28 protein-coding genes are annotated in these 26,148 nt (G+C 65.2%); 10 read left to right on the top strand and 18 right to left on the bottom strand.

Annotated elements, in window-relative coordinates; translation table 11 throughout:
• Positions 1-75: 75 nt before the first annotated feature.
• The 7 genes from RUH75_RS00940 to RUH75_RS00910 all read right to left on the bottom strand — a co-directional run bounded on the left by RUH75_RS00940 (position 76) and on the right by RUH75_RS00910 (position 6,782).
• Complete coding sequence (locus tag RUH75_RS00940) at positions 76-546, bottom strand: GreA/GreB family elongation factor (protein ID WP_313801246.1); 471 nt, start codon at positions 544-546, stop codon at positions 76-78.
• 112 nt (positions 547-658) lie between these two features.
• The gene (gene cobT, locus RUH75_RS00935) at positions 659-2,485 is read right to left on the bottom strand and encodes a cobaltochelatase subunit CobT (protein WP_313801241.1); all 1,827 of its coding nucleotides are present in this window, start codon (positions 2,483-2,485) and stop codon (positions 659-661) included.
• Positions 2,485-3,267, bottom strand: coding sequence for a tyrosine-protein phosphatase (locus RUH75_RS00930; protein WP_313801239.1), 783 nt, complete (start codon positions 3,265-3,267; stop codon positions 2,485-2,487). Before RUH75_RS00930 ends, cobT begins: the two co-directional genes overlap by 1 nt.
• The gene (locus RUH75_RS00925) at positions 3,264-3,686 is read right to left on the bottom strand and encodes an OsmC family protein (protein WP_313801237.1); all 423 of its coding nucleotides are present in this window, start codon (positions 3,684-3,686) and stop codon (positions 3,264-3,266) included. Before RUH75_RS00925 ends, RUH75_RS00930 begins: the two co-directional genes overlap by 4 nt.
• 1 nt (position 3,687) lies before the next feature.
• The gene (cobS, locus tag RUH75_RS00920; protein ID WP_313801235.1) at positions 3,688-4,695 is read right to left on the bottom strand and encodes a cobaltochelatase subunit CobS; all 1,008 of its coding nucleotides are present in this window, start codon (positions 4,693-4,695) and stop codon (positions 3,688-3,690) included.
• Between the two features lie 87 nt (positions 4,696-4,782).
• A complete protein-coding gene (locus tag RUH75_RS00915) occupies positions 4,783-6,069 on the bottom strand; it encodes an Hsp70 family protein (RefSeq protein ID WP_313801233.1) in 1,287 nt (428 codons plus the stop codon).
• Between the two features lie 80 nt (positions 6,070-6,149).
• Positions 6,150-6,782, bottom strand: a complete 633-nt coding sequence (locus RUH75_RS00910) for a J domain-containing protein (RefSeq protein WP_313801231.1) — start codon at positions 6,780-6,782, stop codon at positions 6,150-6,152.
• 44 nt (positions 6,783-6,826) lie between these two features.
• Here RUH75_RS00910 and RUH75_RS00905 point away from each other — a divergent pair, with 44 nt between their 5' ends.
• The 3 genes from RUH75_RS00905 to RUH75_RS00895 are packed head-to-tail and all read left to right on the top strand — an operon-like array spanning position 6,827 to position 8,787.
• Positions 6,827-7,129 carry a BolA family protein gene (locus RUH75_RS00905; RefSeq protein WP_313801229.1) on the top strand — a complete coding sequence of 101 codons (303 nt, stop codon included), beginning with the start codon at positions 6,827-6,829 and terminating at the stop codon, positions 7,127-7,129.
• A 48-nt stretch (positions 7,130-7,177) separates the two neighbouring features.
• On the top strand, positions 7,178-7,885 hold the full coding sequence (locus RUH75_RS00900) for a glutathione S-transferase (RefSeq protein WP_313801227.1): 708 nt from the start codon (positions 7,178-7,180) through the stop codon (positions 7,883-7,885).
• Positions 7,882-8,787, top strand: a complete 906-nt coding sequence (locus RUH75_RS00895; RefSeq protein ID WP_313801225.1) for a pirin family protein — start codon at positions 7,882-7,884, stop codon at positions 8,785-8,787. The genes RUH75_RS00900 and RUH75_RS00895 overlap by 4 nt, the downstream gene beginning before the upstream one ends.
• A gap of 39 nt (positions 8,788-8,826) precedes the next feature.
• Here the strand turns inward: RUH75_RS00895 and RUH75_RS00890 are convergent, their stop codons facing one another.
• Positions 8,827-9,639 (bottom strand): MJ0042-type zinc finger domain-containing protein, encoded by an 813-nt coding sequence (locus tag RUH75_RS00890; protein ID WP_313801223.1) that lies wholly within the window; start codon positions 9,637-9,639, stop codon positions 8,827-8,829.
• A 166-nt stretch (positions 9,640-9,805) separates the two neighbouring features.
• Here RUH75_RS00890 and ftsE point away from each other — a divergent pair, with 166 nt between their 5' ends.
• From ftsE to RUH75_RS00870, 4 genes are read left to right on the top strand one after another with little or no spacing between them, the layout of a single operon-like run.
• Positions 9,806-10,516 (top strand): cell division ATP-binding protein FtsE, encoded by a 711-nt coding sequence (ftsE, locus tag RUH75_RS00885; RefSeq protein ID WP_313801221.1) that lies wholly within the window; start codon positions 9,806-9,808, stop codon positions 10,514-10,516.
• The gene (locus RUH75_RS00880) at positions 10,516-11,430 is read left to right on the top strand and encodes a cell division protein FtsX (RefSeq protein WP_313801219.1); all 915 of its coding nucleotides are present in this window, start codon (positions 10,516-10,518) and stop codon (positions 11,428-11,430) included. The genes ftsE and RUH75_RS00880 overlap by 1 nt, the downstream gene beginning before the upstream one ends.
• The gene (locus tag RUH75_RS00875; protein ID WP_313801217.1) at positions 11,427-11,957 is read left to right on the top strand and encodes a YdcF family protein; all 531 of its coding nucleotides are present in this window, start codon (positions 11,427-11,429) and stop codon (positions 11,955-11,957) included. Before RUH75_RS00880 ends, RUH75_RS00875 begins: the two co-directional genes overlap by 4 nt.
• Positions 11,957-12,646, top strand: coding sequence for a lysophospholipid acyltransferase family protein (locus RUH75_RS00870; protein ID WP_313801215.1), 690 nt, complete (start codon positions 11,957-11,959; stop codon positions 12,644-12,646). The genes RUH75_RS00875 and RUH75_RS00870 overlap by 1 nt, the downstream gene beginning before the upstream one ends.
• A gap of 50 nt (positions 12,647-12,696) precedes the next feature.
• On the opposite strand, the gene RUH75_RS00865 is transcribed toward RUH75_RS00870, so the two are convergent.
• The 3 genes from RUH75_RS00865 to RUH75_RS00855 all read right to left on the bottom strand — a co-directional run bounded on the left by RUH75_RS00865 (position 12,697) and on the right by RUH75_RS00855 (position 15,726).
• Positions 12,697-13,602 carry a prephenate/arogenate dehydrogenase family protein gene (locus RUH75_RS00865; protein WP_313801213.1) on the bottom strand — a complete coding sequence of 302 codons (906 nt, stop codon included), beginning with the start codon at positions 13,600-13,602 and terminating at the stop codon, positions 12,697-12,699.
• Positions 13,602-14,699, bottom strand: coding sequence for a histidinol-phosphate transaminase (gene hisC, locus RUH75_RS00860; protein WP_313801211.1), 1,098 nt, complete (start codon positions 14,697-14,699; stop codon positions 13,602-13,604). The genes RUH75_RS00865 and hisC overlap by 1 nt, the downstream gene beginning before the upstream one ends.
• Positions 14,700-14,775: 76 nt before the next feature.
• Positions 14,776-15,726, bottom strand: coding sequence for a 2-hydroxyacid dehydrogenase (locus tag RUH75_RS00855; protein WP_313801209.1), 951 nt, complete (start codon positions 15,724-15,726; stop codon positions 14,776-14,778).
• A 67-nt stretch (positions 15,727-15,793) separates the two neighbouring features.
• On the opposite strand from RUH75_RS00855, the gene RUH75_RS00850 reads away from it, so the two are divergent.
• Together RUH75_RS00850 and metW are read left to right on the top strand one after the other, a co-directional pair.
• On the top strand, positions 15,794-16,930 hold the full coding sequence (locus RUH75_RS00850; protein ID WP_313801207.1) for a homoserine O-acetyltransferase: 1,137 nt from the start codon (positions 15,794-15,796) through the stop codon (positions 16,928-16,930).
• A complete protein-coding gene (gene metW / locus RUH75_RS00845) occupies positions 16,927-17,517 on the top strand; it encodes a methionine biosynthesis protein MetW (RefSeq protein WP_313801205.1) in 591 nt (196 codons plus the stop codon). Before RUH75_RS00850 ends, metW begins: the two co-directional genes overlap by 4 nt.
• Before the next feature lie 187 nt (positions 17,518-17,704).
• On the opposite strand, the gene RUH75_RS00840 is transcribed toward metW, so the two are convergent.
• A complete protein-coding gene (locus RUH75_RS00840) occupies positions 17,705-19,270 on the bottom strand; it encodes a peptide chain release factor 3 (RefSeq protein ID WP_313801203.1) in 1,566 nt (521 codons plus the stop codon).
• 43 nt (positions 19,271-19,313) lie between these two features.
• Entirely contained in the window at positions 19,314-20,195 is an 882-nt protein-coding gene (locus tag RUH75_RS00835; protein ID WP_313801201.1) for an aldose 1-epimerase family protein, read from the bottom strand.
• A 98-nt stretch (positions 20,196-20,293) separates the two neighbouring features.
• On the opposite strand from RUH75_RS00835, the gene RUH75_RS00830 reads away from it, so the two are divergent.
• The gene (locus RUH75_RS00830; RefSeq protein ID WP_313801199.1) at positions 20,294-20,818 is read left to right on the top strand and encodes a hypothetical protein; all 525 of its coding nucleotides are present in this window, start codon (positions 20,294-20,296) and stop codon (positions 20,816-20,818) included.
• Here the strand turns inward: RUH75_RS00830 and RUH75_RS00825 are convergent.
• The 5 genes from RUH75_RS00825 to RUH75_RS00805 are packed head-to-tail and all read right to left on the bottom strand — an operon-like array spanning position 20,766 to position 26,077.
• Positions 20,766-21,479 carry a DUF4386 domain-containing protein gene (locus tag RUH75_RS00825; protein WP_313801197.1) on the bottom strand — a complete coding sequence of 238 codons (714 nt, stop codon included), beginning with the start codon at positions 21,477-21,479 and terminating at the stop codon, positions 20,766-20,768. The genes RUH75_RS00830 and RUH75_RS00825 overlap by 53 nt on opposite strands.
• Positions 21,480-21,489: 10 nt before the next feature.
• Positions 21,490-23,931 (bottom strand): phenylalanine--tRNA ligase subunit beta, encoded by a 2,442-nt coding sequence (pheT, locus tag RUH75_RS00820; protein WP_313801195.1) that lies wholly within the window; start codon positions 23,929-23,931, stop codon positions 21,490-21,492.
• Complete coding sequence (gene pheS / locus RUH75_RS00815; protein WP_313801193.1) at positions 23,928-25,019, bottom strand: phenylalanine--tRNA ligase subunit alpha; 1,092 nt, start codon at positions 25,017-25,019, stop codon at positions 23,928-23,930. The genes pheT and pheS overlap by 4 nt, the downstream gene beginning before the upstream one ends.
• Before the next feature lie 52 nt (positions 25,020-25,071).
• A complete protein-coding gene (locus RUH75_RS00810; protein ID WP_313801191.1) occupies positions 25,072-25,410 on the bottom strand; it encodes a GIY-YIG nuclease family protein in 339 nt (112 codons plus the stop codon).
• 49 nt (positions 25,411-25,459) lie between these two features.
• Positions 25,460-26,077 carry a LysE family translocator gene (locus tag RUH75_RS00805; protein WP_313801189.1) on the bottom strand — a complete coding sequence of 206 codons (618 nt, stop codon included), beginning with the start codon at positions 26,075-26,077 and terminating at the stop codon, positions 25,460-25,462.
• Positions 26,078-26,148 lie beyond the last annotated feature (71 nt).

Raw genomic sequence — 26,148 nt, 5'->3', positions numbered from 1 at the left:
CCCAGTCCCGCCCTGCGCTCTTTGGTCCGCCGTTTGAACTGGGTTCCTGCCTGTGCAGGAACACGGGGTGTATGTTTACTCCTCCCTAATCGCCTCGATCGCGACGATCGTGATCGCCGCCGGCTTGCCGCCGAAATCGATGGCCTCGCCTTCCTCGGCATCCATCATCGCGCGGGCGAGCGGTGCGGAAAAGGCGATGCGCCCCTCCGCCGGTTCGGCCTCGTCATCGCCAACGATGGCGATCTGCTTTTCCTTGCCATTGAGGCGATAGGTCACGCGGCTGCCGAAAGCGACCGTCTCCCCATCGGGCACCGGCCGCAATTCCGCCGTCGCAAGGCGCGTCCGCCAATAGCGCAGCTCGCGCTTCAGCTTCTTGGCATCCTCCTCGGCCATGCCATCGGTTTCGACCGCTTCCAGCGCCTCCACCTTCTCCCGCGTCAGCCGCAGCCCACGCGCCGTCACCCAGTTGGGGCCGGGCGGCAAGGGAATCTCGAAAGTGGGTTCCAGATGCTCCTCGTCACTATCGCGACGAAAGGCGACACTCATTGCACTCTCCTGTCAAAACGCCCGTTGGCGCTGACACGAGGTCGAAATTGCCATGCTTCTTTTCAAGGGAAGGTCCGGGCTTTCGACATCGTCCAGCCCGAACAGGCTGGTTTCAGTCTTCGTCGAACAGTCCGGCCAACTGCTCCACCATGGTCCCGCCGAGCTGTTCGGCATCCATGATGGTCACCGCGCGGCGGTAATAGCGCGTGACGTCATGGCCGATGCCAATGGCGACCAGCTGCACGGGCGAGCGGTTCTCGATCCATTCGATCACCTGTCGCAGATGGCGTTCCAGATAGGTGCCGCTGTTCACCGACAGGGTGGAGTCATCGACCGGCGCGCCGTCCGAAATCACCATCAATATGCGGCGTTCCTCATTGCGCGCCAGCAGCCGGCTGTGCGCCCAGAGCAGCGCCTCGCCGTCGATATTTTCCTTGAGCAGCCCCTCGCGCATCATCAGGCCCAGATTCTTGCGCGCCCGGCGCCAGGGTTCGTCGGCCTTCTTGTAGATGATGTGCCGCAGGTCGTTCAAACGCCCCGGCATCGGCGGACGCCCCGCCGCGAGCCAGGCCTCGCGGCTCTGCCCGCCCTTCCACGCGCGGGTGGTGAAGCCCAATATCTCGGTCTTGACCCCGCAGCGCTCCAGCGTGCGCGCCATGATATCGGCGCTGATCGCCGCAATGGAGATCGGCCGCCCGCGCATCGATCCCGAATTGTCGATCAACAGCGTCACGACGGTATCGCGGAACTCGGTATCCCGCTCGATCTTGTAGGAGAGCGAGCGCGTCGGATCGATCACGATCCGCGCCAGCCGCGCCGCGTCGAGCAGCCCTTCCTCCTGATCGAAGTCCCACGACCGCGATTGCTGTGCCATCAACCGCCGCTGCAACCGGTTGGCAAGCTTCGTCACCGCGCCCTGCAAGCTCACCAGTTGCTGGTCGAGGAAACCGCGCAACCGCAACAGTTCATCCTCGTCGCACAGATCCTCGGCGGTCACGACCTCGTCATGCAGAACGGTATAGGGCTTGTAATCGAAGCCCGGCGGCAGGTCGCCCATTGGTCGGTTCGGGCGGACCGGCATCATGCCTTCCTCGCCCAGGTCGTCGGCACCTTCGTCGCTGTCGGCGTCGAACTCGTCGCTATAGTCGGTTTCGCCCTCTTCGGTGTCGCCGTCCTGATCTTCGGCCCGCGCCTCGGCAAAGGCGTCGCTGTCGCCCGCCTGATCCTCGCCGCTGTCCCCCTCTTCCTGTTGCTGCTCCTCGTCCTCGCCCTCTTCCTGGGCTTCTGAATCATCGGTTTCGGGCGGCACGTCGCTGTCGATCAGCTGGAGATGCTCCAGCAGGGCCGAGGTCAGCTTCTGAAAGGCACGCTGATCATCGATCGCAAGTCCCAGCGCATCGAGATCGGCCCCGGCCTTGTCCTCGATCCACTGTTCGACCATCGCCAGACCCGATGCGGCCTCCCTGGGCGCCGCCTGCCCGGTCAGACGCTCGCGCACCTTGAGCGCCAGCGCCGTAGACAAAGGCACCTCATCGGCGGAACGCGCCCGGCGGATCGGATCGGACTTCAACCGCAGGTCCAGCGCATGATTGAGGTTCGCCCGAACCCCCTCCATCGCCCGCGATCCGATCGCCTCGACCCGCGCCTGCTCGATCGCATCATACACCGCCCGTGCCGTCGCATCGGCAGGCGCGGCAGCGCCATGCACCTTCGCATCATGATGGCGCAATTTCAGCGCATTGGCATCGGCAAAGCCCCGCGCCAGCGCGACCTGATCGGCGGGCAGGTTGCGCCCCGGCGTCGGCACCTTGATCGCCTTGCCGACCATATGCGGCGTGTCGGCGGTGAAGTTCACCTCCACCTCCGCATCGCGCGCAATCGAACGGGATGCGCCGGACAGCACATCCTTGAAGGCATCGAGGGGCGAACGGTCGGCCATCAGCTGAGCAACATCCCGCGCATGGCGTCGCGCGCCGCCGCGTCCACGCCCAGCACATCGTTCAGATAGCCGTCGACGCCGCCATGCTGCTCATCCAGCGTGGCAAACAGCGTGTCCAGATAGACGCCTTCCGCCCTCAGCACCGGCTCCAGCGCCTCAGCCCTGGACAGGCGAGCCCGCGCCATCAGCGTGTTGCGCTGGCCGAGCAGCCAGTCCCAATCGGCATGGGCGTTGGTCGCCAGATAATCCTCAACGATGGTCGAACGCGGCACACCCAGCGCCGCCAGGATCAGCGCTGCGCCGACCCCGGTGCGGTCCTTGCCCGCCGAACAGTTGATCAGCAGCGGCAGGCGCCCTTCCACGATGCGCGCGAACATGGCCTGGTAGGATTCGGCATGGTCCACCGGAATGATGCGATAGAGCGCGATCATCGTCTGCCGCATGTCGTCGGCCGTCGCGCCGTCGCGCTTCAGCATTTCGCCGAGCAGGCCGCTGCTCTCGGCATAGTCTCGGCAGAAATAGTCGACCTCCGCCCCGTGCCAGCGCGTCGGCTCGGCGGATCGCTCGTTCCCCCGGCGGAAATCGCAGATCGCCTTGATACCGAGCGAGCGCAGATGCGCGGCATCGGCATCGGTCAACAGCGCCATCGTCCCCGACCGGTAGAGCATCCCGCGCTTCACGCAGCGCCCATCCGCGGTCGCATAGCCGCCAAAGTCGCGCAGGTTGAACGCGCTCTCCAGCGGCAGGCGGCCTTCCGGCGTCAGGGTAACAGCCTCGCTCACGGTCGCTCCCCCTCGCCGACATAGGGCACGGCAATGGTTTCGATCTGCGTCTCGACCTCGCTCATCAGCTTGTGCACCGGGCATTTGGCGGCGACGGCGATCAGCCTGTCATGCTGCTCCCCGCTCAGCGGCCCGGTCAGCGCGATGCGCGTCGTCAGCCGGTAGACGCCCTTGCGCTCCTCGCTATTATCGCGAACCACGCCGACATGGATGCCCTCGACCGGAATGCCGTTGCGCTGGGCGTACCAGAGCATGGTCATCGCCTTGCACGCGCCCAGAGCCGAATCATAGAGATCATGCGGGTCCGGTCCGGCATCATGGCCGTCCGGCGCGGTCATATCCGCGGTCAGCTCATGTCCGCGAATGCTGATCCGATGGGCGGTTCCGCCCGCCGGATCGATCCGTTCGACGACGATCATGTCACGCCACCCGGTGAGCAACGCTTTCGGGCAGGTCCTTGCCGAAGACGCGCTGATAATATTCCGCCACCAGCGGCCGTTCCGCCTCATCGCATTTGTTGAGGAAGGAAAGGCGGAAGGCAAAGCCGATATTCTTGAAGATCAGCGCATTCTGCGCCCAGCTGATCACGGTGCGCGGGCTCATGACGGTCGAAATATCGCCGTTGATAAACCCCTGGCGAGTCAACTCCGCCACCTTGATCATATTCTCGACTTCCTTGCGGCCGCCCTCATGATCATATTCGCCCGACTTCGCCAGCACCACCTGCGCCTCGGTCGCGGCGGGCAGGTAATTCAGCGCCACCACCAGATTCCAGCGGTCCATCTGACCCTGATTGATCTGCTGCGTGCCGTGATAAAGGCCGGTCGTGTCGCCCAGACCCACGGTGTTGGCGGTTGCGAACAGGCGGAACCAGGGATTGGGCCGGATGACCCGATTCTGGTCGAGCAAGGTCATCTTGCCGTCGGTTTCCAGCACGCGCTGGATCACGAACATCACGTCCGGGCGGCCCGCATCATATTCGTCGAACACCAATGCAACAGGCCGCTGCAACGACCAGGGGAGCAGACCCTCGCGGAATTCCGTCACCTGCTGCCCGTCCTTCAGGACAATGGCGTCGCGCCCGACCAGATCGATACGGCTGATATGCGCGTCCAGGTTGATGCGGATGCACGGCCAGCGCAGGCGCGCGGCGACCTGTTCGATATGGCTCGACTTGCCGGTGCCGTGATAGCCCTGCACCATCACGCGGCGATTATAGGCAAAGCCCGCCAGGATCGAGAGCGTGGTGTCCGGGTCGAACACATAGGCGGGGTCGAGGTCGGGCACCCGCTCGTCGGCCTCCGAAAAGGCCGGGATCTTCATGTCGACATCGACGCCGAAGACTTCGCGCGCATCCACTTCGCGGTCGGGCGATGCCAACAGCGTTTCGGCGCGGGTATCGGGCTGGACGTTCGGAATGTCGGTCATTTGTCTTCTCTTGCAACAGTCTCGTCGGCCCTGCCCTAACCATCAGGGACGGCCCTGTCGATAGAATGGAGCCTTAAACCGCGGGGATCAAGCGGCCCATTCGGCCAAATTGGCCTCCTGTCCGATCAGCGCCAGTCCATGCGCGATAGAGGTCAATTCACCGCCGGTCGCGATATGGCCTTGCCCGAAGCGCCGGTCGAAAATCCGCCTGATGGCCGGGATCAACGACGTTCCACCCGTCAGAAACACCCGATCGATGCTCTCGGGTCCAACGCCGGCCTTGACGAGGGCCTTGTCCACCGTAGCCTCGATCCGCGCGATATCGGGCGCGATCCAGTCTTCGAAATCGGCCCGCGTCACCTCTGCCTCTATGGCCAGCCCGCCACCCTCGAATGTGAAGGTCGCACTCTCCACCTCCGACAGCCGCCGCTTCAAGGACCCCACCGCATCATAAAGCGGATAGCCCAATTCCTTCTCGATCACCGTGATCATCCGCCCGATCGCCGCCGGATCGTTCGCCGCCTTCTGCAAGCGCGCCAGCTCGTCCATCGTCCGCCGGTTGCGCATCAGCGCCAGCCGCGACCAGTCGGCAAAGTCCGCGAAATAGCTGCGCGGAATCTCCAGTTCCTTGCCGAAGCTCTGATAGCTCCCGCCCTTGCCCAGCATCGGCAGCACCAGATGATCGACGATCCGATAGTCGAACCGATCCCCGGCAAGGCCGATGCCCGCCGACCCCAGGGGCACGCAGCGCCGCGCAGCCCCCGGCGCCTCGACCCGCACGATCGAAAAGTCGCTGGTGCCTCCGCCAAAGTCCGCCACCAATATGGTCGCCGCTTCGGTCAGGCGGCTGGCATAGCTGAACGCGGCCCCCAGCGGTTCATAGACATAATGAATCTCGTCGCCAAAGCCGGCGAACATGGCGTCATAACGCCGCCGGGCGAGCGCCTCATCGGGCCGCGCGCCCGCATATTCCACTGGCCGCCCGACCACGATCCGCTCCGGCCGCCGATCCAGCGGCCCACCTGCATGACCGACCATGCGGGACAGGAACATTTGCCCCAGTTCCTCGAACCGAAAGCGCTTCTCGAACACGCTGGCGCTTTCGAAGATCGGGCTGGCGGCCACCGACTTGAAGCTTTGCAGGAAGCGGCTGTCCTCCGGGAACTCCAGATATTCCGCAATCGCCCAGGGTCCGGCCTCATGCGCCATGCCGCCCTTCGCATCGCCGTCATGCCAGAAGCAGAGGGCGGATCGGAACACCGCGCCGGTCGCCTCCTTGCCCGCAAATTCGACCAAGTCCGACCCGCCATCCGCGGCGAGCGCGGCCACGCTGTTGGTCGTGCCGAAATCAAGGCCCAGGGCGCGGGTTGTCATAGGAAACTCCGGGGGGAAAGGGCCGGCGCCTATGGCAGCAGGATTACAACACTGCAACCCCGCAGCTCGGACTGACGTGCTTATGCGAAAGCCTCAGCCTTCCTAAGCAGTTGGTAAGCCTCGATCACGCCCTGCAACATCGCCTCATGGCTCCGGTCCCCGCCATTATGATCGGGATGAAAGCGCCGCAGCAATTCGGTATAGCGCTGCCGCAACGTCTTGCGGTCCGCGTCGATCGGCAGCCCCATCACCTCCAGCGCCCGGCGGTCGTCCTTCGACAGGAATTTACCGTCCTGCCGCATTTGATTGTCGGCCCGCGCCCTGGCCACCCGTTCCCTGAATTTCGCGCCAATGGCATCCAGCGGGTCCTGAAAGTCCGACCATTTGGGCGGCGGGCTGGCGGCGTTGGAGGAAAAGGCCCGCGTCTCCCGCTCCCACCCCGCATAGGGGCGCTGGGCGGCGGCGATTTCCTCCGGGCTCATGCCGGTGAAAAAATTATAGCCCTGATTGAAGGCCCGCACATGATCCAGGCACAGCCAGCGCCAACGTGGGCCTTCGTGATGGGAACCGGCATTGCCCGATCCGCTCCCCTCCAGTGGCGGCGCGCGAAACTCGCCCGGCTCCCGGCAGCCGGGCACCGCGCAGGGGTGGTCGCTTTCCACGCGGCCATGGAAACGGTTGAAACGCCGGGTCGAGAATGGATCGCTGGTCAAGATTGTCCTGATGTAACTGCGGGCAAAGGGCCTATATAGGCGCCATGACCGACGCTTTTAAAGTAGATGGGCCAAAAGGCCCTGTCGCCACCGAAATCGAAGCCCGGCTGCGCGCCGCCCTGTCCCCCGAACGGCTCGCCGTGATCGACGACAGCGAAAAGCATCGCGGCCATGCCGGCCATGACGGCTCGGGCGAAAGCCACTTCACCGTGGAAATAGTCTCCGGTCATTTCGTGGGACGCAACCGGGTGGCCCGCCAGCGCCTCGTCAACGCGGCCCTCTCCGACCTGCTGCGCGAGAAGGTCCACGCCCTCGCCATCAAGGCCCGCGCGCCCGGCGAGGCATGACACATTGAGTGCCGCCGTGCGTTGTCCTTCAAAAAGGAGGAACGGCGCATGGCCTATGATTTCTGGTACTGGTCCACCATCCCCGGCCGCGGCGAGTTCGTCCGGCTGACTCTGGAAGCATGCGGCATCGCCTATCGCGACCGCGCCCGCATCGACGGCGACGAAGCGCTGATGGCCGACATGGAACGCCACGACGCCGGCCCCACCTTCGCCCCGCCCTATCTGGTGACGGATGGCCGGACGGTGGCGCAGACCGCTAACATCCTTTTCTACCTCGCCGAACGCCACGATTGCGGCCCCACCGGCCTGAAACCCCGCTACTGGCTCGCGCAGGTTCAACTCACCATCATGGACATGGTGGTCGAGGCCCATGATGTCCACCATCCGGTCGGCCCCAGCCTTTATTATGAGGATCAAAAGGCCGAAGCCCTGCGCGCCGCTCATGGTTTCCGGGCCGGCCGCATCCCCAAATTCCTCACCTATTTCGAACATGCCCTGAGCGCGGAAACGGGCCCCTGGCTGGCGGGCAGAAGCTGGAGCTATGCCGACCTTTCGCTTTTCCACCTGATAGCGGGGTTGCGCTATGCCTTCCCGCTGCGCATGGCGACGCTGACGCCTTCCTTCCCGCGCCTGGCCGATCTCCACGATCGGGTTGCGGCGCTCCCCGAATTGCAGGACTATCTGGCCAGCGATCGTCGCCTGCCCTTCACCACTGAAGATATCTTCCGCCATTATCCCGAACTGGACGCAGCATGACCCCATCCGACCCGATCATCCAGACCATCACGCCCACCACCCATGATCTGGGCGATTTCCGGGTCCATCGCTCGCTCCCGGCGAGGGAGCGCACCATGGTCGGCCCGTTCATCTTCTTCGATCAGGCCGGACCCGCCCGCATCGCGCCGGGGCAGGGAGTGGACGTGCGCCCCCACCCGCATATCAACCTCGCCACCGTCACCTATATGTATGAGGGCAGCTTCCTCCACCGCGACTCCCTTGGCACGGAGCAGCTGATCGAGCCGGGCGCGGTCAACCTGATGACGGCGGGCAGAGGCATAGTGCATAGCGAACGCTCCCCTGAGGGGGAGCGCGCGAAACTTTCCAGACTCTCCGCGATCCAGACCTGGCTGGCCCTCCCCGACCGCGACGAGGAAATGGACCCGGCCTTCGAACATGTCAGCGAAGGTGGCCTGCCCATCATCGACTGCGGCCACGCAAGAGCGCGCGTGATCATGGGCAGCCTCTGGGGCGAAACGTCGCCCGTCACCACCTATGCGAAGACCATCTACGCCGACATTCAGCTGTCCCCCGGCGGCTCGGTCCCCATCGATGCGGAAGCGGATGAGCGCGCCATCTACGTCTCCGGCGGCGACGCGGCCCTCGACGGCATGATGCTCCAGCCCCAGACGCTCTACGTCCTGCGCCCCGGCTCCCGCGCCACGCTGATGAGCGTCGATGGCGGCCGCGTCATGCTCTGCGGCGGCGAAGCGTTCCGGTCACCACGCCATGTCTGGTGGAATTTCGTTTCCTCCTCGACCGACCGCCTGATGCAGGCCCGCGAGGATTGGGAAGCCATGCGCTTCCCCCTGATCCCCGGCGACGATCAGGAATTCATCCCCATTCCCCAGGGGCGGCCGAAGACGGTCAGCTATCCCTGATCCGCATCGTCATTCCCGCCTCTGCGGGAATGACGAAATTCACTGCACAAAAGTCAGCGACAAATTCTCGGCATTTTTGGGAATATCGATCCGACTCTCATTGATCGACGCTTCCTCGCCCGGCTTCAGGCTGGTCCGGTCCGCCTTGGTCGTCCAGCTGAACACCAGCCGGTTCTGCCGATCCCGCAACTGCACCAGCACCGGCGGCACCGGCAGCGCCTGCTTTCCGCTGTTCACGATCCGCGCGCCAAAAGCGAAATATTCCTCGCCCGTCGGCAGCTTCCGCCGCTCGGCCGGCTTGGAAAGATAGAAGAGCAGATCCGGATCGCCCTCTTCAGGCACCAGCCCCAGATTGATCGCCCAACTCGGCGTCCCGAAATACCAGAGCGCCCCGCCCACGGCGCCCACCGCCAGACAGAAAGCCAGCGCGGCATAGGTCCACATCTTGAGCCGATTGCGCCGGGGCTTCACCGGTGCCGGAGCAACGTCTGCCGGGTCATCGCGCGCACCCGCTTCGGCGCGGCCATAGATATTGTCGAACCGGTAATCCGGCCTGGCCGCGACCGGCGGATCGGCTTGCGCAACAGGTTCCTCTTCCTCTCGCACCACCGGCTCGCGAACCACCGGCGCCACGACTTCCTCCACCGGCGGCGGTGGCGGCGGAGGGGCCGGCGGCGCAGCCACTTCCGGCGCACCCGCCGTCACCAGCGCCTCCTCACGCGGCGCAAGCGCGGGGCCGTCCTGGAACCAGCTATGTTTGCAGGCGGCGCAGCGAACCTGGCGGCCGTTCGGGCCGACGGCGCTGTCCGGCACGATATAGCGCGTGGCGCAATTGGGACACACCAGGATCATGACGCTTCATAGGCATGAGTTGGATTCAAGGGCAAGCGGCTTCAACATGCGCGCGACTCGCGGGACGAGGCCGGATGAGCTTCGGGATGGGCTTTACGGCCGCCTGTCCCTTGTGCCATGGCTGTACCCAGGGGAAGCAGGGAGCGCGCGGGCGCCAAAATCACGCATGTCGGCCATCGTCCAGTTCGAAAATGTCGGCCTGCGCTATGGTCTGGATAGCGAGACGCTGTCCGATGTCAGCTTTTCCCTCGCCAGCGGCGGCTTCTATTTCCTGACCGGCGCGTCCGGCGCGGGGAAGACCTCCCTCCTGAAACTTCTTTACCTCGCCCAACGTCCCAGCCGTGGCGTCATCCGCCTGTTCGGGGAGGATGTGGTGACGCTGCCGCGCAAGCGGCTGCCCGGCTTCCGCCGCCGCATCGGCGTGGTGTTTCAGGATTTCCGGCTCGTCCCGCACCTCTCGGTCTATGACAATATCGCCCTGCCGCTCCGCGTCGCGGGTATGGAGGAAGCCGATATCGACGCACCGGTCAGCGAAATGCTGAACTGGGTCGGCCTGGGCGATCGCGGGCAGGCGCGTCCCGCGACCCTGTCCGGCGGGGAACAGCAGCGCGTCGCCATCGCCCGCGCGGTCATCGGCCGCCCGGAGATCCTCGTTGCGGACGAACCGACCGGCAACGTCGACGCCGACATGGCCCGCCGCCTTTTGACCCTGTTCGAAGCGCTCAATCGCCTTGGCACCACCATCGTCGTCGCCACCCATGATCTGCCGCTGATCGCGCAGGTGTCGAGCGCGCAGATGATGAAGCTCGACAGGGGCCGCCTGTCCGATCCCACCGGATCGCTGCGCTATCCGCCCAAGCCGCAGGCGGCCGGCTGATGGCGCCCCCCGGCCGCATTGCCGACCGCCGCGCCGCCGCCGCCGCGCGCCACCGGCTGCTGCCGGAGGGCAGGGTAGCCGGCCCCATGCCATGGATCATCGCCATCATGATGTTCCTGACGATCCTCTCCGCCGCCGCTGCCCTTGGCCTTGGCGCAGCGGTGCAGGCGATGGGCGCCGATCTCGCCGGCCGCGCCACGGTGCAGATCGTCGAGGCCAATGCGCAGCAGCGCGACCGCCTGAGCGCCCATGTCGCGCAGGCCCTGCGCAAAGTCGGCTACGTCAGCGCCGTCAAGCCCATCGCAGCCGCCACGCTGGCCGATCAGATCCGCCCATGGCTGGGGCAGGATGCAGCCAGCGGCGACCTGCCGATCCCGGCGCTGATCGATATCGAACTCACCCCCGGCCAGACCGATGCCAAGGTCGGCCGCCTCCGCCGCCAACTCAGCGCCGTCTCGCCCAAAATCCGCATCGAACCCCATGCCGCCTTTCTGGCGCCGCTCGCCGGGCTGCTCTCCGCACTTGGCTGGCTGGCGGCCGGAATCGTGCTGCTGATGACGCTGGCGACCGGGGCCGTGGTGGTTCTTGCCGCCCGCGCCGCCCATGACAGCCATCGCGGCACCATCGACGTGCTGCACCTGATGGGCGCGACCGATGTGCAGATCGCCCGGCTGTTCCAGCGCCGCATCGGCCTCGATGCGCTGTTCGGCGGCGCATTGGGCTTCACCGTCGCGCTGCTGGTGATCGTGCTGCTGGGCACGCGGCTGCTGGCGGCCGGCTCCGAACTGCTGAGCGCCATCCATCTGCCCTGGGCCGGCTGGGCGATCCTCGCCGCCATTCCGGTCGCCTGCGTGGCTCTGGCGACGCTGGCCGCGCGCTGGACCGTGCTGCGGTCGCTGGGGCGGCTCTTATGATCGTCCGTTTCATCGCCGTCACGCTGCTGGGGTGGATGCTGGGTTTCGCCTGGTTCGCGATCTTCCTGCCGCAACCGCTCGACGGCCGCCAGACCGACGCCATCGTCGTCCTGACCGGCGGGGCGGGGCGCATCGACCGCGGCCTTTCCCTGCTGCGGGACGGCGCGGCCAAGCGGATGCTGATCTCCGGCGTCGACCGCTCGGTCCGCCCGGTCGAACTGGCCGCGCAATATAAGGCGCCTGAACGGCTCTTCACCTGTTGCATCACGCTCGGCCGCGAAGCCATCGACACCCGCTCCAACGCCATCGAAACCGCCCACTGGCTGGAACGGCGCGATTTCAAGACAGTGCGCCTCATCACCACCGACTGGCATATGCGCCGCTCCGCTCTCGAACTGCGGCAGGCCTTGCCCGGCCGGGTCACGCTGGTCTACGACGCCGTGCCCAGCCGCCCCAGCCTGATGATGCTGGTGCGTGAATATAATAAATATCTGTTGCGCCGTGCCGCGGCGCTGATCGGCATCTGATGCTCACCGCCCTGCGATCCCTGGCCTTCATGCTCGCCTTCTATCCCGGTTCGCTGCTGTTCGTGCTGGCGGCCATGGCCAGCAACCTGGTCGCGCCCCAATCCATCCCTGCCATCGCCACGGGCTGGAGCCGCTTCCACCGCGCCTGCGTGATCTGGCTGCTGGGGCAGAATATCCGCGTCGAGGGGGACCTGCCGAAAGGCCCCTATCTCTACATCCTCAAACATGAATCGATGTTCGAGACGATCGATCTGCTCTGCCTGCTCGATCGTCCGGCCATCGCCGCCAAGCGTGAGTTGTTCGATATCCCGCTCTGGGGCGGCATCGCCCGCCGCTACGGCCTGATCCCGATCGAACGCAGCGCGGGCGCCAGCGCCTTGCGCGCCCTGCGCGCCGCCGCCAGGGCCACGACGGCGCAAGGCCGCCCGGTCTGCCTTTTCCCTGAAGGCACCCGCGTCCCTCACGGCGAAAGCCCGCCACTCCGTTCCGGTTTCGCGGGAATCTATGCCCTGCTGAAACTGCCGGTCGTACCGATCGCGATCGACAGCGGCCGCGTGTCCCCGCGCGGCCGGTTCATGAAGCGCGCCGGCACCATCACCTACAAGGTGGGCGAAATCGTCCCGCCCGGCCTCGACCGCAACGAAGCCGAGGCGCGGGTGCATGCGGCCATCAATGCGTTAAATCCATAACTTGAACCCGGTCACCCTCGCCCGGAACGGCAGGGGCCGGAACACGCGCGTTAATGGCTGCGTCCGAAATCCGGCTTGGGATCATCCTGTCCCTGCTCGATGATCGACCGCCGGATCGCCCGCGTCCGCGTGAACAGGTTGAACAGCGCGTCCCCGTCATTCCAGCGGATCGCCCGCTGCAAGGCTGACAGATCCTCTGAAAAGCGCTGGAGCATCTCCAGCACCGCGTCCTTGTTCGCCAGAAACACATCGCGCCACATGGTCGGATCGGACGCCGCGATGCGGGTGAAATCACGAAAACCACCGGCGGAATATTTGATCACCTCCGACTGGGTCACATCCTCCAGATCGCTCGCCGTGCCGACAATGGTATAGGCAATGAGGTGCGGCAAATGGCTGGTCACCGCCAGCACCAGATCATGATGGGCCGGGTCCATCATCTCGACATCCGCGCCCACGCGCCGCCACAACTCGGTCACGCGCTCCACCGCTGTCGGATCGGCGTCCACGGGTGGCGTCACGATGCACCAGCGCCCCTGGAACAATGAGGCAAAGCCCGCCTCCGGCCCACTATTCTCGGTCCCCGCGACGGGGTGAGCCGGAATGATGGTCTGCCCGGGCAATGCGGCGCTCAATTGCGCCAGCACGTCGGCCTTGCACGACCCGACATCGCTGACGATGGCCTCCGCCGGCAGGTCGTCGGCAATCTCCGCCGCCGCCGCGCCCATGGCCCGCACCGGCACGCACAGCACGACCAGATCGGCATCCGTCACGCTGGCGCCCGCCGTATCCGTCACATCGTCGCACAGGTCGATGGCCCGCGCGACGTCCCGCACCCCGGCATCGGCATCATAGCCCGTCACCCGCACGGTCGGCATATATTCTCGGATCGCCCGCGCCAGCGAAGACCCGATCAGGCCCAGCCCGATGATCGTGACCCGCGAAAAGGGTAGCATCAGGCCGCTTCCGCCATGGCGCGCAGCCTGGCCGCGACCCGGCGCATCTGATCCTCGGTGCCGATGGTGATGCGGAGGCCATTGGGCAGCCCCTGTCCCGGCAGCCAGCGGGTGGCGAACCCTTCGTCCCACAGCCCCTTCATCGCCGCTTCGGCGGTCAGCCTGCCCTCGAACAGGATCAGCAGGAAATTCGCCTTGCTCGGCACGGCGCGCAGCCCATGGTTGGACAGCGAAGCCACTTCACCCGCCAGCCATTCGCGCCACTTGCGATTATGCACCCGGCTCGCCTCGACCCAGCCAGCGTCGTTGACCGCCGCCACCGCCGCGGCCTGCCCCGCCGTCGTCACATTGAACGGCGCCCGGATGCGATGCAGCACGTCGATCACCTCGGCGCTGGCATAGCCCCAGCCGATCCGCTCCGCCGCCAGCCCATAAATTTTGGAGAAGGTTCGCGTCACGAACATATTGGGCGCATTCTTCGCCAGCTCCAGCCCGCCATCATCTTCATCCGCATCCAGATATTCGGCATAGGCCTGATCCAGCACGAACAGGATGTCCGGCCGCAGCCCCGCATGCAGCCGCGCAATGTCTTGCGCTGACGTCATGGTGCCGGTCGGATTGTTGGGATTGGCGAGGAAAACCACCTTGGTCTTCTCGGTCACGCTGGCAAGCAGCGCATCCACATCGGTCGCATAATCGGCATCCGGCGCAATCACCGGCGTCGCGCCCACGCGCCGCGCCGCGATGTCGTACACCGAAAAGCCGTAACGGACGTAAAGAACCTCATCCCCCGGCCCGGCATAGGCGCTGGCCGCAATATGCAGCAATTCATCCGACCCGGTGCCATAGATCACCCGCGCCGGGTCCAGCCCATGCGCTGCCGCGATCGCTTCCCGCAGCTTCGTCGCCCCGGGATCGGGATAGGTGGCGAGGTCCACCGTCGCCGCCACCAGCGCCGCCCGCGCCGCGTCGCCGGTCCCCAGCGGATTTTCATTGGCGGACAGCTTCACCAGCTGGCGGCCGTCATCGGCGGCCGATTTGCCCGGCACATAGGGCGAAATACCAAGAATCCAGTCTTTGGGAGCAGGCTTTGTCATGGCCCGCGCTTTAGCGTCATCGCAGCGAAACGCAAAGCGCTTGAACGAACCGGCTCGGCCATGGGAGCATGATTTGCTATGGCACAGGCGTCAGCAAAGGCTCGCCCGCTGCCCAGGCATCCAGATTCGCCAGCACCAGATCGGCCATCGCCTTGCGCGTCTCGACCGTCGCGCTGCCCTGATGGGGTTGCAGCACCACATGATCCATGGCCAGCAGCGCTTCGGGCACATGCGGTTCGTTCACGAACACGTCCAGGCCGGCGCCCGCAATCCGCCTTTCCGCCAGCGCCGTCACCAGCGCGTCCTCGTCGATCACGCTGCCCCTGCTGATGTTGATGACCACCCCCTCCGGCCCCAGCGCGTCGAGCATCGCCGCATCGACCAGCCCTCGCGCCTCCGGCCCGCCCGACGTCGCAACGATGATCACATCGCTCTGACGCGCAAAGTCGAGCGCATCGGCCACATGGCGATAGGCCGCGTCTGCCACCGGCCGCCGGTTGTGATAGAGAATCTCTCCCGCCACCGGTTCGAGCCGCCGGGCTATGGCGCGCCCGATCCGGCCCAATCCCAAAATCCCGATCCGCTTGCCGGTCACCCGCCCGCACAGCGCGGGCTTCCCACCCCGCGCCCAATCCCCGGCGCGCACCATGCGGTCATTCGCCGCCATATGGCGCACCGTGGCATAGAGCAGGCCCACCGCCAGATCGGCCACATCGTCCGTCAGCACGTCGGGCGTGTTGGTGACGCGGATGCCCTTGGCCCGCGCATGATCGATATCGACCTTGTCATATCCCACTGAAAACAGCCCGATCATCTCCAGCTTCGGCAAGGCGTCCATGATCGCGGCGGGCGCCCCGACCGAGCCGAAGGACACCAGCGCCCGCGCCGCCCGCGCGTCAGGCGACAGTGCGTTCAGATCGGCATCCGCCGCCACCGCATGAACGACAAAGCGCCGCGCCAGCGCCTCGTTCAAATAGGGATAGAGCGGACCATAGGCGACGATGGGGACGGGAGCATTATCGGTCATGACCGCGATGTAGTTCAAAGGACAGTCGATTGACAGAGTCCGGCCCCGGTCCTAGCCCGGATGGATAATGGCCAGCGCGTCCTTTTCCGATGATATCCGTTTCGGCCTGCGCCGTCAGGCACGCCTGACCGGGCCTCTGCAACTGGACAGCGGCGCGTCGCTCGGGCCGGTCGATATCGCCTATGAAACCTATGGGCGGATGAATGCGGACCGCTCCAACGTCATCCTGATCTGCCATGCGCTGACCGGCGACCAATATGTCGCGTCGGAACATCCCGTCACCGGCAAGCCCGGCTGGTGGTGGCGCCTGGTGGGCGAGGGGAAACCGGTCGATCCGGGCCGCCATTTCATCATCTGCGCCAATGTCATCGGCAGCTGCATGGGTTCCAGCGGCCCCGCCAGCCCCGATCCCGCGACCGGCGAACCCCATGCGATGCGCTTCCCGGTGATCACCATAGCCGACATGGTCCGCGCGCAGGCGATGCTGCTCGACCATCTCGGCGTCGATCGCCTGGCAGCCGTCATCGGCGGCTCCATGGGCGGGATGCAGGCGCTCAGCTGGCCGACCCTTTACCCCGGGCGCGTCGAAAGCTGCATCGTCATCGCCTCCACCGCCCGCCACAGCGCGCAGAACATCGCCTTCCACGAAGTGGGCCGCCAGGCGATCATGGCCGACCCCAACTGGCGCGGCGGCGACTATTATGCCGATGGCGCGATCCCCAGCGCCGGCCTTGCCGTCGCGCGCATGGCCGCGCACATCACTTATCTTTCCGAAGCGGGCTTGACCGAGAAATTCGGGCGGCGATTGCAGGGGCGTGACGCCAAGACCTTCGGTTTCGATGCAGATTTCCAGGTGGAAAGCTATCTTCGCCATCAAGGGCTGAGCTTCGTCGAGCGCTTCGATGCCAACAGCTATCTCTACATCACCCGTGCCATGGACTATTATGACATTGCCGAGGATCATGGCGGCAGCCTCGCCAAGGCCTTCGTCGCATCGAAAGCGCGCTTCTGCCTCGTCAGCTTCGACACCGACTGGCTCTATCCGACGGCGGAATCCCGGATCATCGTCCATGCCCTCAATGCTTCAGGCGCGCAGGCGAGCTTCGTCGAGCTTTCCAGCCCCTTCGGCCATGACGCCTTCCTGCTGGAATGTCCCGAACTCAACCGTGTGGTCGACGGCTTCCTGAAGGGCGGCCGCGCATGAGCCTGCTGCGTCCCGATCTCGCCCTGATCGCCCGTACCGTCTCCCCCGGCGCCAAAGTCCTGGATGTAGGCTGCGGCGACGGCGCATTGATGGCTGCCCTCCGCGATGCCAAGCAGGTGGATGCCCGAGGTCTGGAAATCGACCCGCAAAATGTGGCCGCGGCCGTGGCGCGGGGCCTCTCCGTGGTGCAGGGCGATGCCGACACCGATCTGGCCTATTATCCCGAAGCCAGCTTCGACTATGCGATCCTCAGCCAGACGCTCCAGACCACCCGCCATCCGGATCGGGTGGTGGAGGAACTGCTGCGCATCGGCCGTCAGGCCTTTGTCTCCTTCCCCAATTTTGCCCATTGGCGCGGTCGGCTGTCGCTCTTCTGGGGCGGGCGCATGCCGGTGACGCGGCTGCTGCCCGACACATGGTATGACACGCTCAACATCCACCATGTCACGGTCGACGATTTCCGCGCGCTGGTGAAGGCGCGCGGCTGGGCCATCGACGGCCAATGGTTCCTCAAGGGCGACCGGGAAACCACCCACGCGAACGCCAATCTGTTCGCGGAACATGCCGTGTTCCTGCTGCGGCGTTGATCGGAACGGAGTGGATGGTGGACGGTCGGCTTAGCTGAGCATTCCTTAATAGACGCCGTGTTCCTGCGAAGGCAGGAACCCAGTTCTGCCCTCACCTCATCATTGCAACACCTGAACTGGGCTCCTGCCTTCGCAGGAGCACGTTACGCTTAATGTCCGATAATGACCAACAGCAGCCCTATCGCGTTTATCTTTCCCTGGTCGCGCTGAACTTCACCTTGGGATGGCGTTCCTGCTGATAGCCGATGTCCCAGGCGCTCTTGGCCATGAAGACGAGATTGCCGTCGCGATCCTTGGCCATATTGGCGCCATTGAACGACACCAGATCCTTGATCGCGGCATCATCCCCCGAAATCCACCGCGCCGTGTCGAAGGGCGAAGCCTCCAGCCCCGCCGCGACCTTATATTCCGCCTCCAGTCGCGAAATCAGCACGTCCAGCTGCAACTGCCCGACCACGCCGACGATCCAGTTGGACCCGATCTCCGGATAGAAAACCTGAATCACGCCCTCTTCACTGAGGTCATCCAGGGCCTTCCGCAACTGCTTCGTCTTGGTCGGGTCCTTCAGCGCCACGCGCCGCAAAATTTCCGGCGCGAAGTTCGGAAGGCCGGTGAAGCGCACCCCCGCCTTCTCCGACAATGTGTCCCCCACCCGCAGCGTTCCATGGTTGGGAATCCCGATGATGTCGCCGGGAAAAGCCTCATCGGCAATCTCGCGGTCCTGCGCGAAGAACAGGATCGGCGAATGCACCGCGATCGGCTTGCCGCTGCCGCTCGGGGTCAGCTTCATGCCACGCCTGAACTTGCCCGAACACAGCCGCATGAACGCGATCCGGTCGCGATGCTGGGGGTCCATATTGGCCTGCACCTTGAAGATGAAACCGGTGACTTCGCTATTCTCCGGTTCGACCGGGGCAGGCTCCGCAGGCTGCGCGCGCGGCGGCGGCGCATGAGCGGTCAGCGCATCGATCAGCTCGGTCACGCCGAACAGCTTCAACGCCGATCCGAAATAAACCGGCGTCAGATCGCCATGCCGATAGGCGGCCAGATCGAAGTCGGCATAGCCACCGACCGCCAGCTCCGCCTCCTCGCGCAGCCGCGCCAGCCCCTGATTCGACAGCGACCCGGCCAGAGCCTCATCATCGATTCCGGAGAAAAACGCCTCTTTCCCCTCAAACTCCTTGCTCGCGCCCGAAGGCTGCCGCAGGCGATTCTTCGCGAAGTCGTAAATCCCCTCGAACTCGCCGCCCATGCCGACCGGCCAGCTCATCGGGCACACGTCCAGCGCCAGCGCGTCAGCCACCTCGTCCAGCAGGGCAAAGGCGTCGCGGCCCTCGCGGTCCACCTTGTTGACGAAGGTGATGATCGGCACGTTGCGCAACCGGCACACCTCGAACAGCTTGCGGGTCTGCGGCTCGATGCCCTTGGCGGCGTCGATCACCATCACCGCCGAATCCACCGCCGTCAGCGTGCGATAGGTATCCTCGGAAAAATCCTCGTGCCCCGGCGTGTCGAGCAGGTTGAACGTAACCCCGTCGCGCTCGAAGGTCATGACGGAGGAGGTCACGGAAATCCCGCGTTGCTGCTCGATCTTCATCCAGTCCGACCGCGCCCGCCGGTTCGCCCCGCGCGCCTTGACCTCACCCGCCAGGTGAATCGCGCCGCCTTCCAGCAGCAGCTTTTCGGTCAGCGTGGTCTTGCCCGCGTCCGGGTGCGAAATGATGGCGAAGGTGCGACGGGAAGGAATGCTCATGGGCGGCCATATAGCGATTCCCCGGGGATTCGCCAGCCATGCCTCAGCCAGCGATGCCGACGTCCATGCGAAACCGCCGTTCCTCGCCGGGCGCGAGCCGCATGATCCCCTGCTTTTCCCACACATCGCCGGCAAAGCCGACCAAATCCGCCATCCCCGCCCAGGGCTCGACACAAAGATAATGCGCTCCCGGCTTCTGCCACAGTCCCAGCCAGGGCGTATCGGGAAAGTCGATCCGAAGGCCCGTCCGCCCCGGCGCGCCCCAGAACAGACTGCGGCTCTCCAGCCTGTCCCAGATCAGCGCATCCCCTGCGAACATCGCATGGGTCGGGGCCAACACTTCGCCTTCGACCGGGGATGCGATGCGCTCCAGTCCGATCAGCCCCGGTTCTTCGCCCACCGTCCGGATCGGGGCGGGCTCGGCCTTTTCGAACAGCACCCGATGCTCCTCAACCGCGCCGCCAAAGGGCAGGGGCCAGGCAAAGGCGGGATGATAGCCGAAGGAAAAGGGCATGTCCGTGGCGCCCGGATTGGCGACCACCGCCGCCATCCGCAGCGTCCGTCCCTCGACCGCAAAGCGCATGTCCAGCCGGAAATCGAAGGGGTAGACCGCCCGCGTCTCCGCATTCGCCTCCAGCCGCAGGGTCACGGCATCGGCTTCCCGCTCCACCACGGCAAAGTCCATCCGCCGGGCAAAGCCATGCTGCGGCATTGGATATTCATTGCCCTCGAAACGATAGACATCCCCCCGCGACCGCCCGACAAAGGGAAAGAGCAATGGCGCATGCCCCGTCCACCAGCGTGGATCGGCATCGGTCATCAATTCGCGGCCGCCCTCATCCCTGATCGACCATAGCTCCGCCCCCAGCGGATTGATGGCGGCGCTCAGGCCCCCCGAACCGATGGTGATGAACTCGTCCGCCATATGCCGCAAATCTCCTTGTCCCACCGGCATAGCGGCGAAGCAGGCGCGGAACCACGCCCTATCTCAACGGGTTGAAGAAGAAACAGGGAGAAAATCGGATGAAATGGATCGGCGCGGCCGTGCTGCTGTTCCTCTCGACCGCTGCTTCGGCGCAGGAACAGGAAAAGAAGGACGACACGCTCAAAAAGGCCGGCTCCATCGCGACCCAACCGGCCCGAGACGTCGGCATCGACAAGGACAAAATCCCCGAAGTCCTGCAAAAAGCGGTGGAAGACCCCTATGAGCGCCCGCCATCCCGCACCTGCAAGGGCATCAAGGCCTCGCTCGACGAACTGAATGCAGTCCTCGGCCCCGACTTCACGGTCGGGGAGAAAGCGAATGAAAACCGCACCGGCAAGATCGCCGAAGCGGTTGGCAAGACGATCATCAATTCGCTGATCCCGTTCCGCGGCCTGGTGCGCGAAATCAGCGGCGCCGCCCCTGCCGAACGCCGCCTGCAAGCCGCCGTGACGGCCGGCGTCGCCCGGCGCGGCTATCTGCGCGGGATGGCCGCGAACAAGGGCTGCAAGATCATGAGTCCGCCGCCGACTCCGCAGGAAAATGCGGAGGACGCCGGGAAATAAGCAATGCGAGCGCAAAGGCCGCTTCGGCGATCAATGCCAGGATATCCGCCTGAATCACCATCGCATGGGCCAGGTCGGGCGCAATCAGCGCGACCGATCGCACCACCATCTGGATGAAACCGCCCAGCGCCAACCCAAGACCGATCACCCTGGGCAACCGCCCGGACCGAAAGGCCAGCAGCCCGATCAGCAACAGATAAAGCCCGATAAGAATCCGCCCGACACCCTGCACGGCCTCCCGCAGATCGAGCGAGAGCTGCACCAGCGAATGCACCTCCGCCAAGCCGATCCCCGGATGCGGCGCGCCGTCCAGTAGCACCAGCGGGGCCATGGTCATCACCCCGCTCGCCGCCAGCGTCGCGATCCCGATCAGCGAGATCATCGCCGCCACCCGCGCCAGATTGCGCGCCACCGGCGCAAACAGCGCATAGAGCAGCGCCGTCGCCACGATCATCGCGCACAGCATGGCGACATCGGCCGCTTCACCGGCGCGATAGAGCCAGGGATAGTCTCCGATATTCCGCGCCGTCTCGCGCCCGTTGCCGGGCACGACCAAAGCCGCCCGCGCCACCGCATCGCCAAGGACACGCGCCGCCATCGCGCCGAGGGTGAAGAGTCCGGCGATCCGGGCTTTCCCTTCAACCCCGGCGAACAGCTTCATGCGCGCCCCCTCAAGCCCGGAGCGTTCCGCCCAGCTTCTCGGCCGCCTTCACCACCGCGGCGCTGATCGCGTCCAGTTCCTCCTGGGAGAAGCTCTTTTCGCCTGGTTGCAGGGTGATTTCGACGGCCAGGCTCTTCTTGCCCGCGTCCACGCCCGGCCCGACGAACAGATCGAACAGCCGCGCCTCGACAATGGCCTTCTTGTCCGCGCCCTTCACCGCGCGAACCAGCGAATCGGCATCGACCGTCTCGTCAATGACGAAGGCGAAGTCCCGCTTCACCGCCTGCAATGCGGGCGGCGCATAAGGCGCGCGCATGAAGCCGCTGGCCCGCTTGGCCGGAATCGCGTCGAGGAAGATTTCGCCCGCAACCACCGTGCCGGTCAGCCCGAACTGCCGGGCGAGGCTGGGATGCAGCACGCCGAACTCGGCCAGAACCACTTTGGGACCCAGCCGCAAAGTGCCCGATTGCCCCGGATGATAGGCGCTGGATGCACCCCCGAAATTTTGGAGATTCGCCACCGGCGCGCCCGCAGCGGCCAACAGGGCAATCACCTCGCCCTTGGCGTCAAAGGCGGAGAAGGGCTGCGCCTTGCCCGTCTGCCAGCCACGCGACGCTTTCTCGCCCGCCAGCACGAAACCGACGGTCGCCCGCTCCCAACTCCCATCATTCTGGCCGGCAAAGTAGCGCCGCCCCAGCTCGAACAGCCGCACCGAAGCCGCGCCGCGATCCATGTTGCGCCGCGTGGCCGAGAGCAGGCCGGGCAGCAGCGAAGGCCGCATGACCTTCAGATCCTCGGAAATCGGGTTGGCCAAAATCCAATCTGGCGTCCAGTCGCCGCCACCGACCGAAGCTGCTTCCTTCGCGGAAATGAAGGACCAGTTGATCGCCTCGGCCAGCCCCCGCGCCGCCGCCGTCCGGCGCACGCGCCGTTCGACCATCTGCTCGCTCGTGGCGGTGGGTTTCGCAACGCCCGGTGCGCGGGGCAGGGGGGTGGAGGGCACCTGATCCAGCCCGACGATGCGCACCACTTCCTCGACAATGTCGGGCCAGCCATCGACGTCACGCCGCCAGCTCGGCACGCTGACCGTCCAGTTGGCGGGCGTCGTCACCGGCACGCCGTCCTGATATTCGAAGGTGGAATCATGGCCGGTGATGCCGAAGCCAAGGCTTTCAAGGATGCGCTTCTGCTCATCCTCGGCCACGTCGACACCCGCCAGCGCAAGGCATTGCGACGGCTCATAGGTCACGGTCTTGTTGGCGACCGGCGGCGAACCCGCCCGCGTTGCCTCGCTTGGGCTGCCGCCGCAAAGCTGCGTCACCAGATGGGTCGCGATCGACAGCCCATCGTCAAGGAAAGCCGGGTCCACGCCCCGCTCGAACCGCCCGCGCGCATCTGAGGTCAGCGCCAGCTTCTGCCCCGTCACCGCGATCCGCTCCGGCGTGAAATAGGCGCATTCGATCAGCACGTCGGTCGTGCCGTCCTGCGCGCCCGAATGCTCGCCGCCCATGATGCCGCCAATATCGTGCACCGTCTCATCATCGGCGATCACGGTCATCGTCTCATCGACGGTGTAGCTCTTGCCGTTGAGCGCCAGCACCTGCTCGCCCGAACGCCCCCGGCGCGCCACCAGCGGCCCTTTGAGCGTCGCCATGTCATAGACATGCAGCGGTCGCCCAAGGTCGATCATGATGTAATTGGTGATGTCGACCAACGTGCTGATCGGTTTCTGTCCAATGGCCTTCAGCCGCTTCGCCATCCACTCGGGCGAAGCGCCATTCTTCACGCCCTTGACCGTCCGGGCGAAGAATGCCGGACAGCCATCGCTGTCCTCTACCCGCACGTCCGGCCCCGGCCCGACGCCTTCGACGGTCGGCACGATAATCGCGTTCAGCGTGCCCAGCCCCGCCGCCGCCAGATCGCGCGCAATGCCGCGCACGCCCATGCAGTCCTGCCGGTTGGGCGTGATCGACACGTCGATCACCGGATCGTCGAGGCCAGCCCATGCGGCATAGACCTGCCCCACCGGCGCATCGGGGTTCAGTTCGATGATCCCGTCATGATCCTCGCCCAGTTCCAGCTCCCGGAACGAACACATCATGCCGTTGGATTCGACCCCGCGAATGGCGGTCTTCTTCAGCACCATGCCGTTCACCGGCACCACCGCGCCCTCGGTCCCGAACACGCCGACAAGACCCGCGCGCGCATTGGGCGCGCCGCACACGACCTGCAACGCGCCGTCGCCCGCATCCACGGTCAGCACCTGCAACTTGTCGGCCTGCGGATGCGGATCGGCGGTCAGCACCTTCGCGATGCGGAAGGCGCCCAGCTTCTCCGCCGGATTTTCCACGCCCTCGACCTCCAGCCCGATATTGGTCAGGCCCTTCAGGATCGTCGGCAGGTCGGCATCAGTCTTGAGATGCGTCTTGAGCCAGCTCAGCGTGAACTTCATGCGCCCACTCCTCCACTCAGCGTCGGCACGTCCAGGCCCATGAAGCCATAATGTTTCAGCCAGCGCAGATCGCCGTCGAAGAAAGCGCGCAAGTCGTTCATCCCATATTTCAGCATCGCCAGCCGGTCGACGCCGGTGCCGAAGGCAAAGCCCTGCCACTCATCCGGGTCCAGCCCGCACGCCTCGATCACCCGACGATTGACCATGCCGCTGCCCAGCACTTCCAGCCAGCCGCCGCCGGGGCTGTCGCCATCGCCGCCGATCACCCGCTGGCCGTTGGTCAGCGTATAGCCCACGTCCACCTCGACCGAAGGCTCGGTAAAAGGGAAATAGCTCGGCCGCAGCCGCAGCACGATGTCCTCCCGCTCGAAGAAAGCCTTGAGGAAGGTTTCCAGCGTCCATTTGAGGTGCCCAAGGGTGATCCCCTTGTCGATCACCAGCCCCTCGATCTGGTGGAACATCGGGGTATGCGTCGCGTCCGAGTCCGAGCGATAGACCCGCCCCGGCGCAATGATGCGGATCGGCGGCTCGCCATTCATCATCGTGCGGATCTGCACTGGCGAGGTATGGGTGCGCAGCAACATCTTTTTCCCCGCTTCATCGTCGGGGAAATAGAAGGTGTCATGCATCGCCCGCGCCGGATGCGTCTCCGGGATATTGAGCGCGGTGAAATTATGCCAGTCGTCCTCGATCTCCGGCCCGGTCGCGACGGAGAAGCCAAGGTCCGCGAAAATCTCCGCCAGTTCGTCCATCACCTGAGACACGGGATGCACCGACCCCTGGGCGCCCAGATCGACGGGTAGGGTCATGTCGATCTTCTCAGCCGCCAGCTTCGCGTCGAGCGCCGCCTGCTCCAGCGCGGCCTTCTTGTCAGCCAGCGCCGCCGTCACGCTTTCGCGCAGGTCCTGGATCGGCGGGCCTTTCTCCAGCCGCTCCTCCGGGCTCATGGGACCAAGGGTCTTGAGCAGCCCCGTCACCACGCCATTCTTGCCCATGGCGCCCACGCGCAGGTTCTCCAGCGCCTCCAGCGCCTCCGCAGCCGCGATGTCGGCGATCAGGCCGGCTTTCAGATTGGCAATCTCACTCATAGTGCTTCGTCATTCCCGCGAAGGCGGGAATCCATCTCCCGTCCTATCCCAATCATTTGACGCTCTTGTCGATGCGTCGGCTATCCAATGGTTCAAACCCCAAATCGAGCGCCAAATCCCGCCATTCGGCATTGCTCTGCTCGATCAAGTCGATTTTCCATTGCCTGTTCCATTTCTTGATCTGCTTCTCGCGCCGGATCGCTTCTTCCATCGAACCATCGCTTTCGAACCAGACCAGCCGATGCACGCCGTAGTCTTTTGTGAAGCCTTCAATCAAGCCGGAACGGTGCTGATGCAGCCGCTGAACGAGATTTGATGTTACGCCGATATACAGCGTGCCATTCTTATGGCTGGCAAGGATATAGACTGTTGGATCGAAGTCGCGTTGCATGGCCAGTCCCGGAGATGGATTCCCGCTTTCGCGGGAATGACGACGGTGGTTACGCTCGCGTGCCCAGCAATGCTCCGCCAAAACCGATGAACATCACCCCGGTCCCCCGGTTGAACAGCCGCTGCCGGTTGGCGGGCGCCAGCCAGCGGGCGAGTTTCACTCCGCCCAGCGCATAGACGCACTGCCAGCCGAACTCGATTCCGACGAAGCTCGCCACCAATATCGCCAGCTGCGGCGCAAAGGGCAGGGCGGTATCGATGAACTGCGGAAACAGCGCGGCGGCGAAGATGATCAGCTTGGGATTGGACAGCCCGGTCAACAACCCGGTCCCGTAAAGCGCCCCCAGCGACCGCGCCCGCGTCGCGCCCACGCCCTCATCGCCCACCGGCGCGCGCCAGGCTTTCACGCCCAGCCAGATCAGATAGGCCACCCCCGCATAACGCAGCATGTCGAACAATCGCGGCGAAGCCTTGAGCAGCGCCCCGACCCCCAGCGCCGAAGCGATCAGGCACAGCAGGATCGCGCTCAACAGCCCCGCCATGGTCGCCAGCGCCCGGCGCGGCCCATGATGAATGCTCTGGGTCATCACATGCAGCATATTCGGTCCCGGCGTGGCCGAGATCAGGAAAACCGCCGTGACATAGAGCCACCAGACATGCATCGACATGGGATCAGACCTCCGGAAAAAGGCAGAAAACAAAAAGGGCGCCGAAGGCATCTGCCCCGGCGCCCCTTGAC

This window comes from Sphingobium sp., assembly GCF_032153725.1.
Classification (GTDB): Bacteria; Pseudomonadota; Alphaproteobacteria; order Sphingomonadales; family Sphingomonadaceae; genus Sphingobium.
Note: the sequence above shows the minus strand (reverse complement) of the source record. Positions and strands in the feature narration are given on the sequence as shown.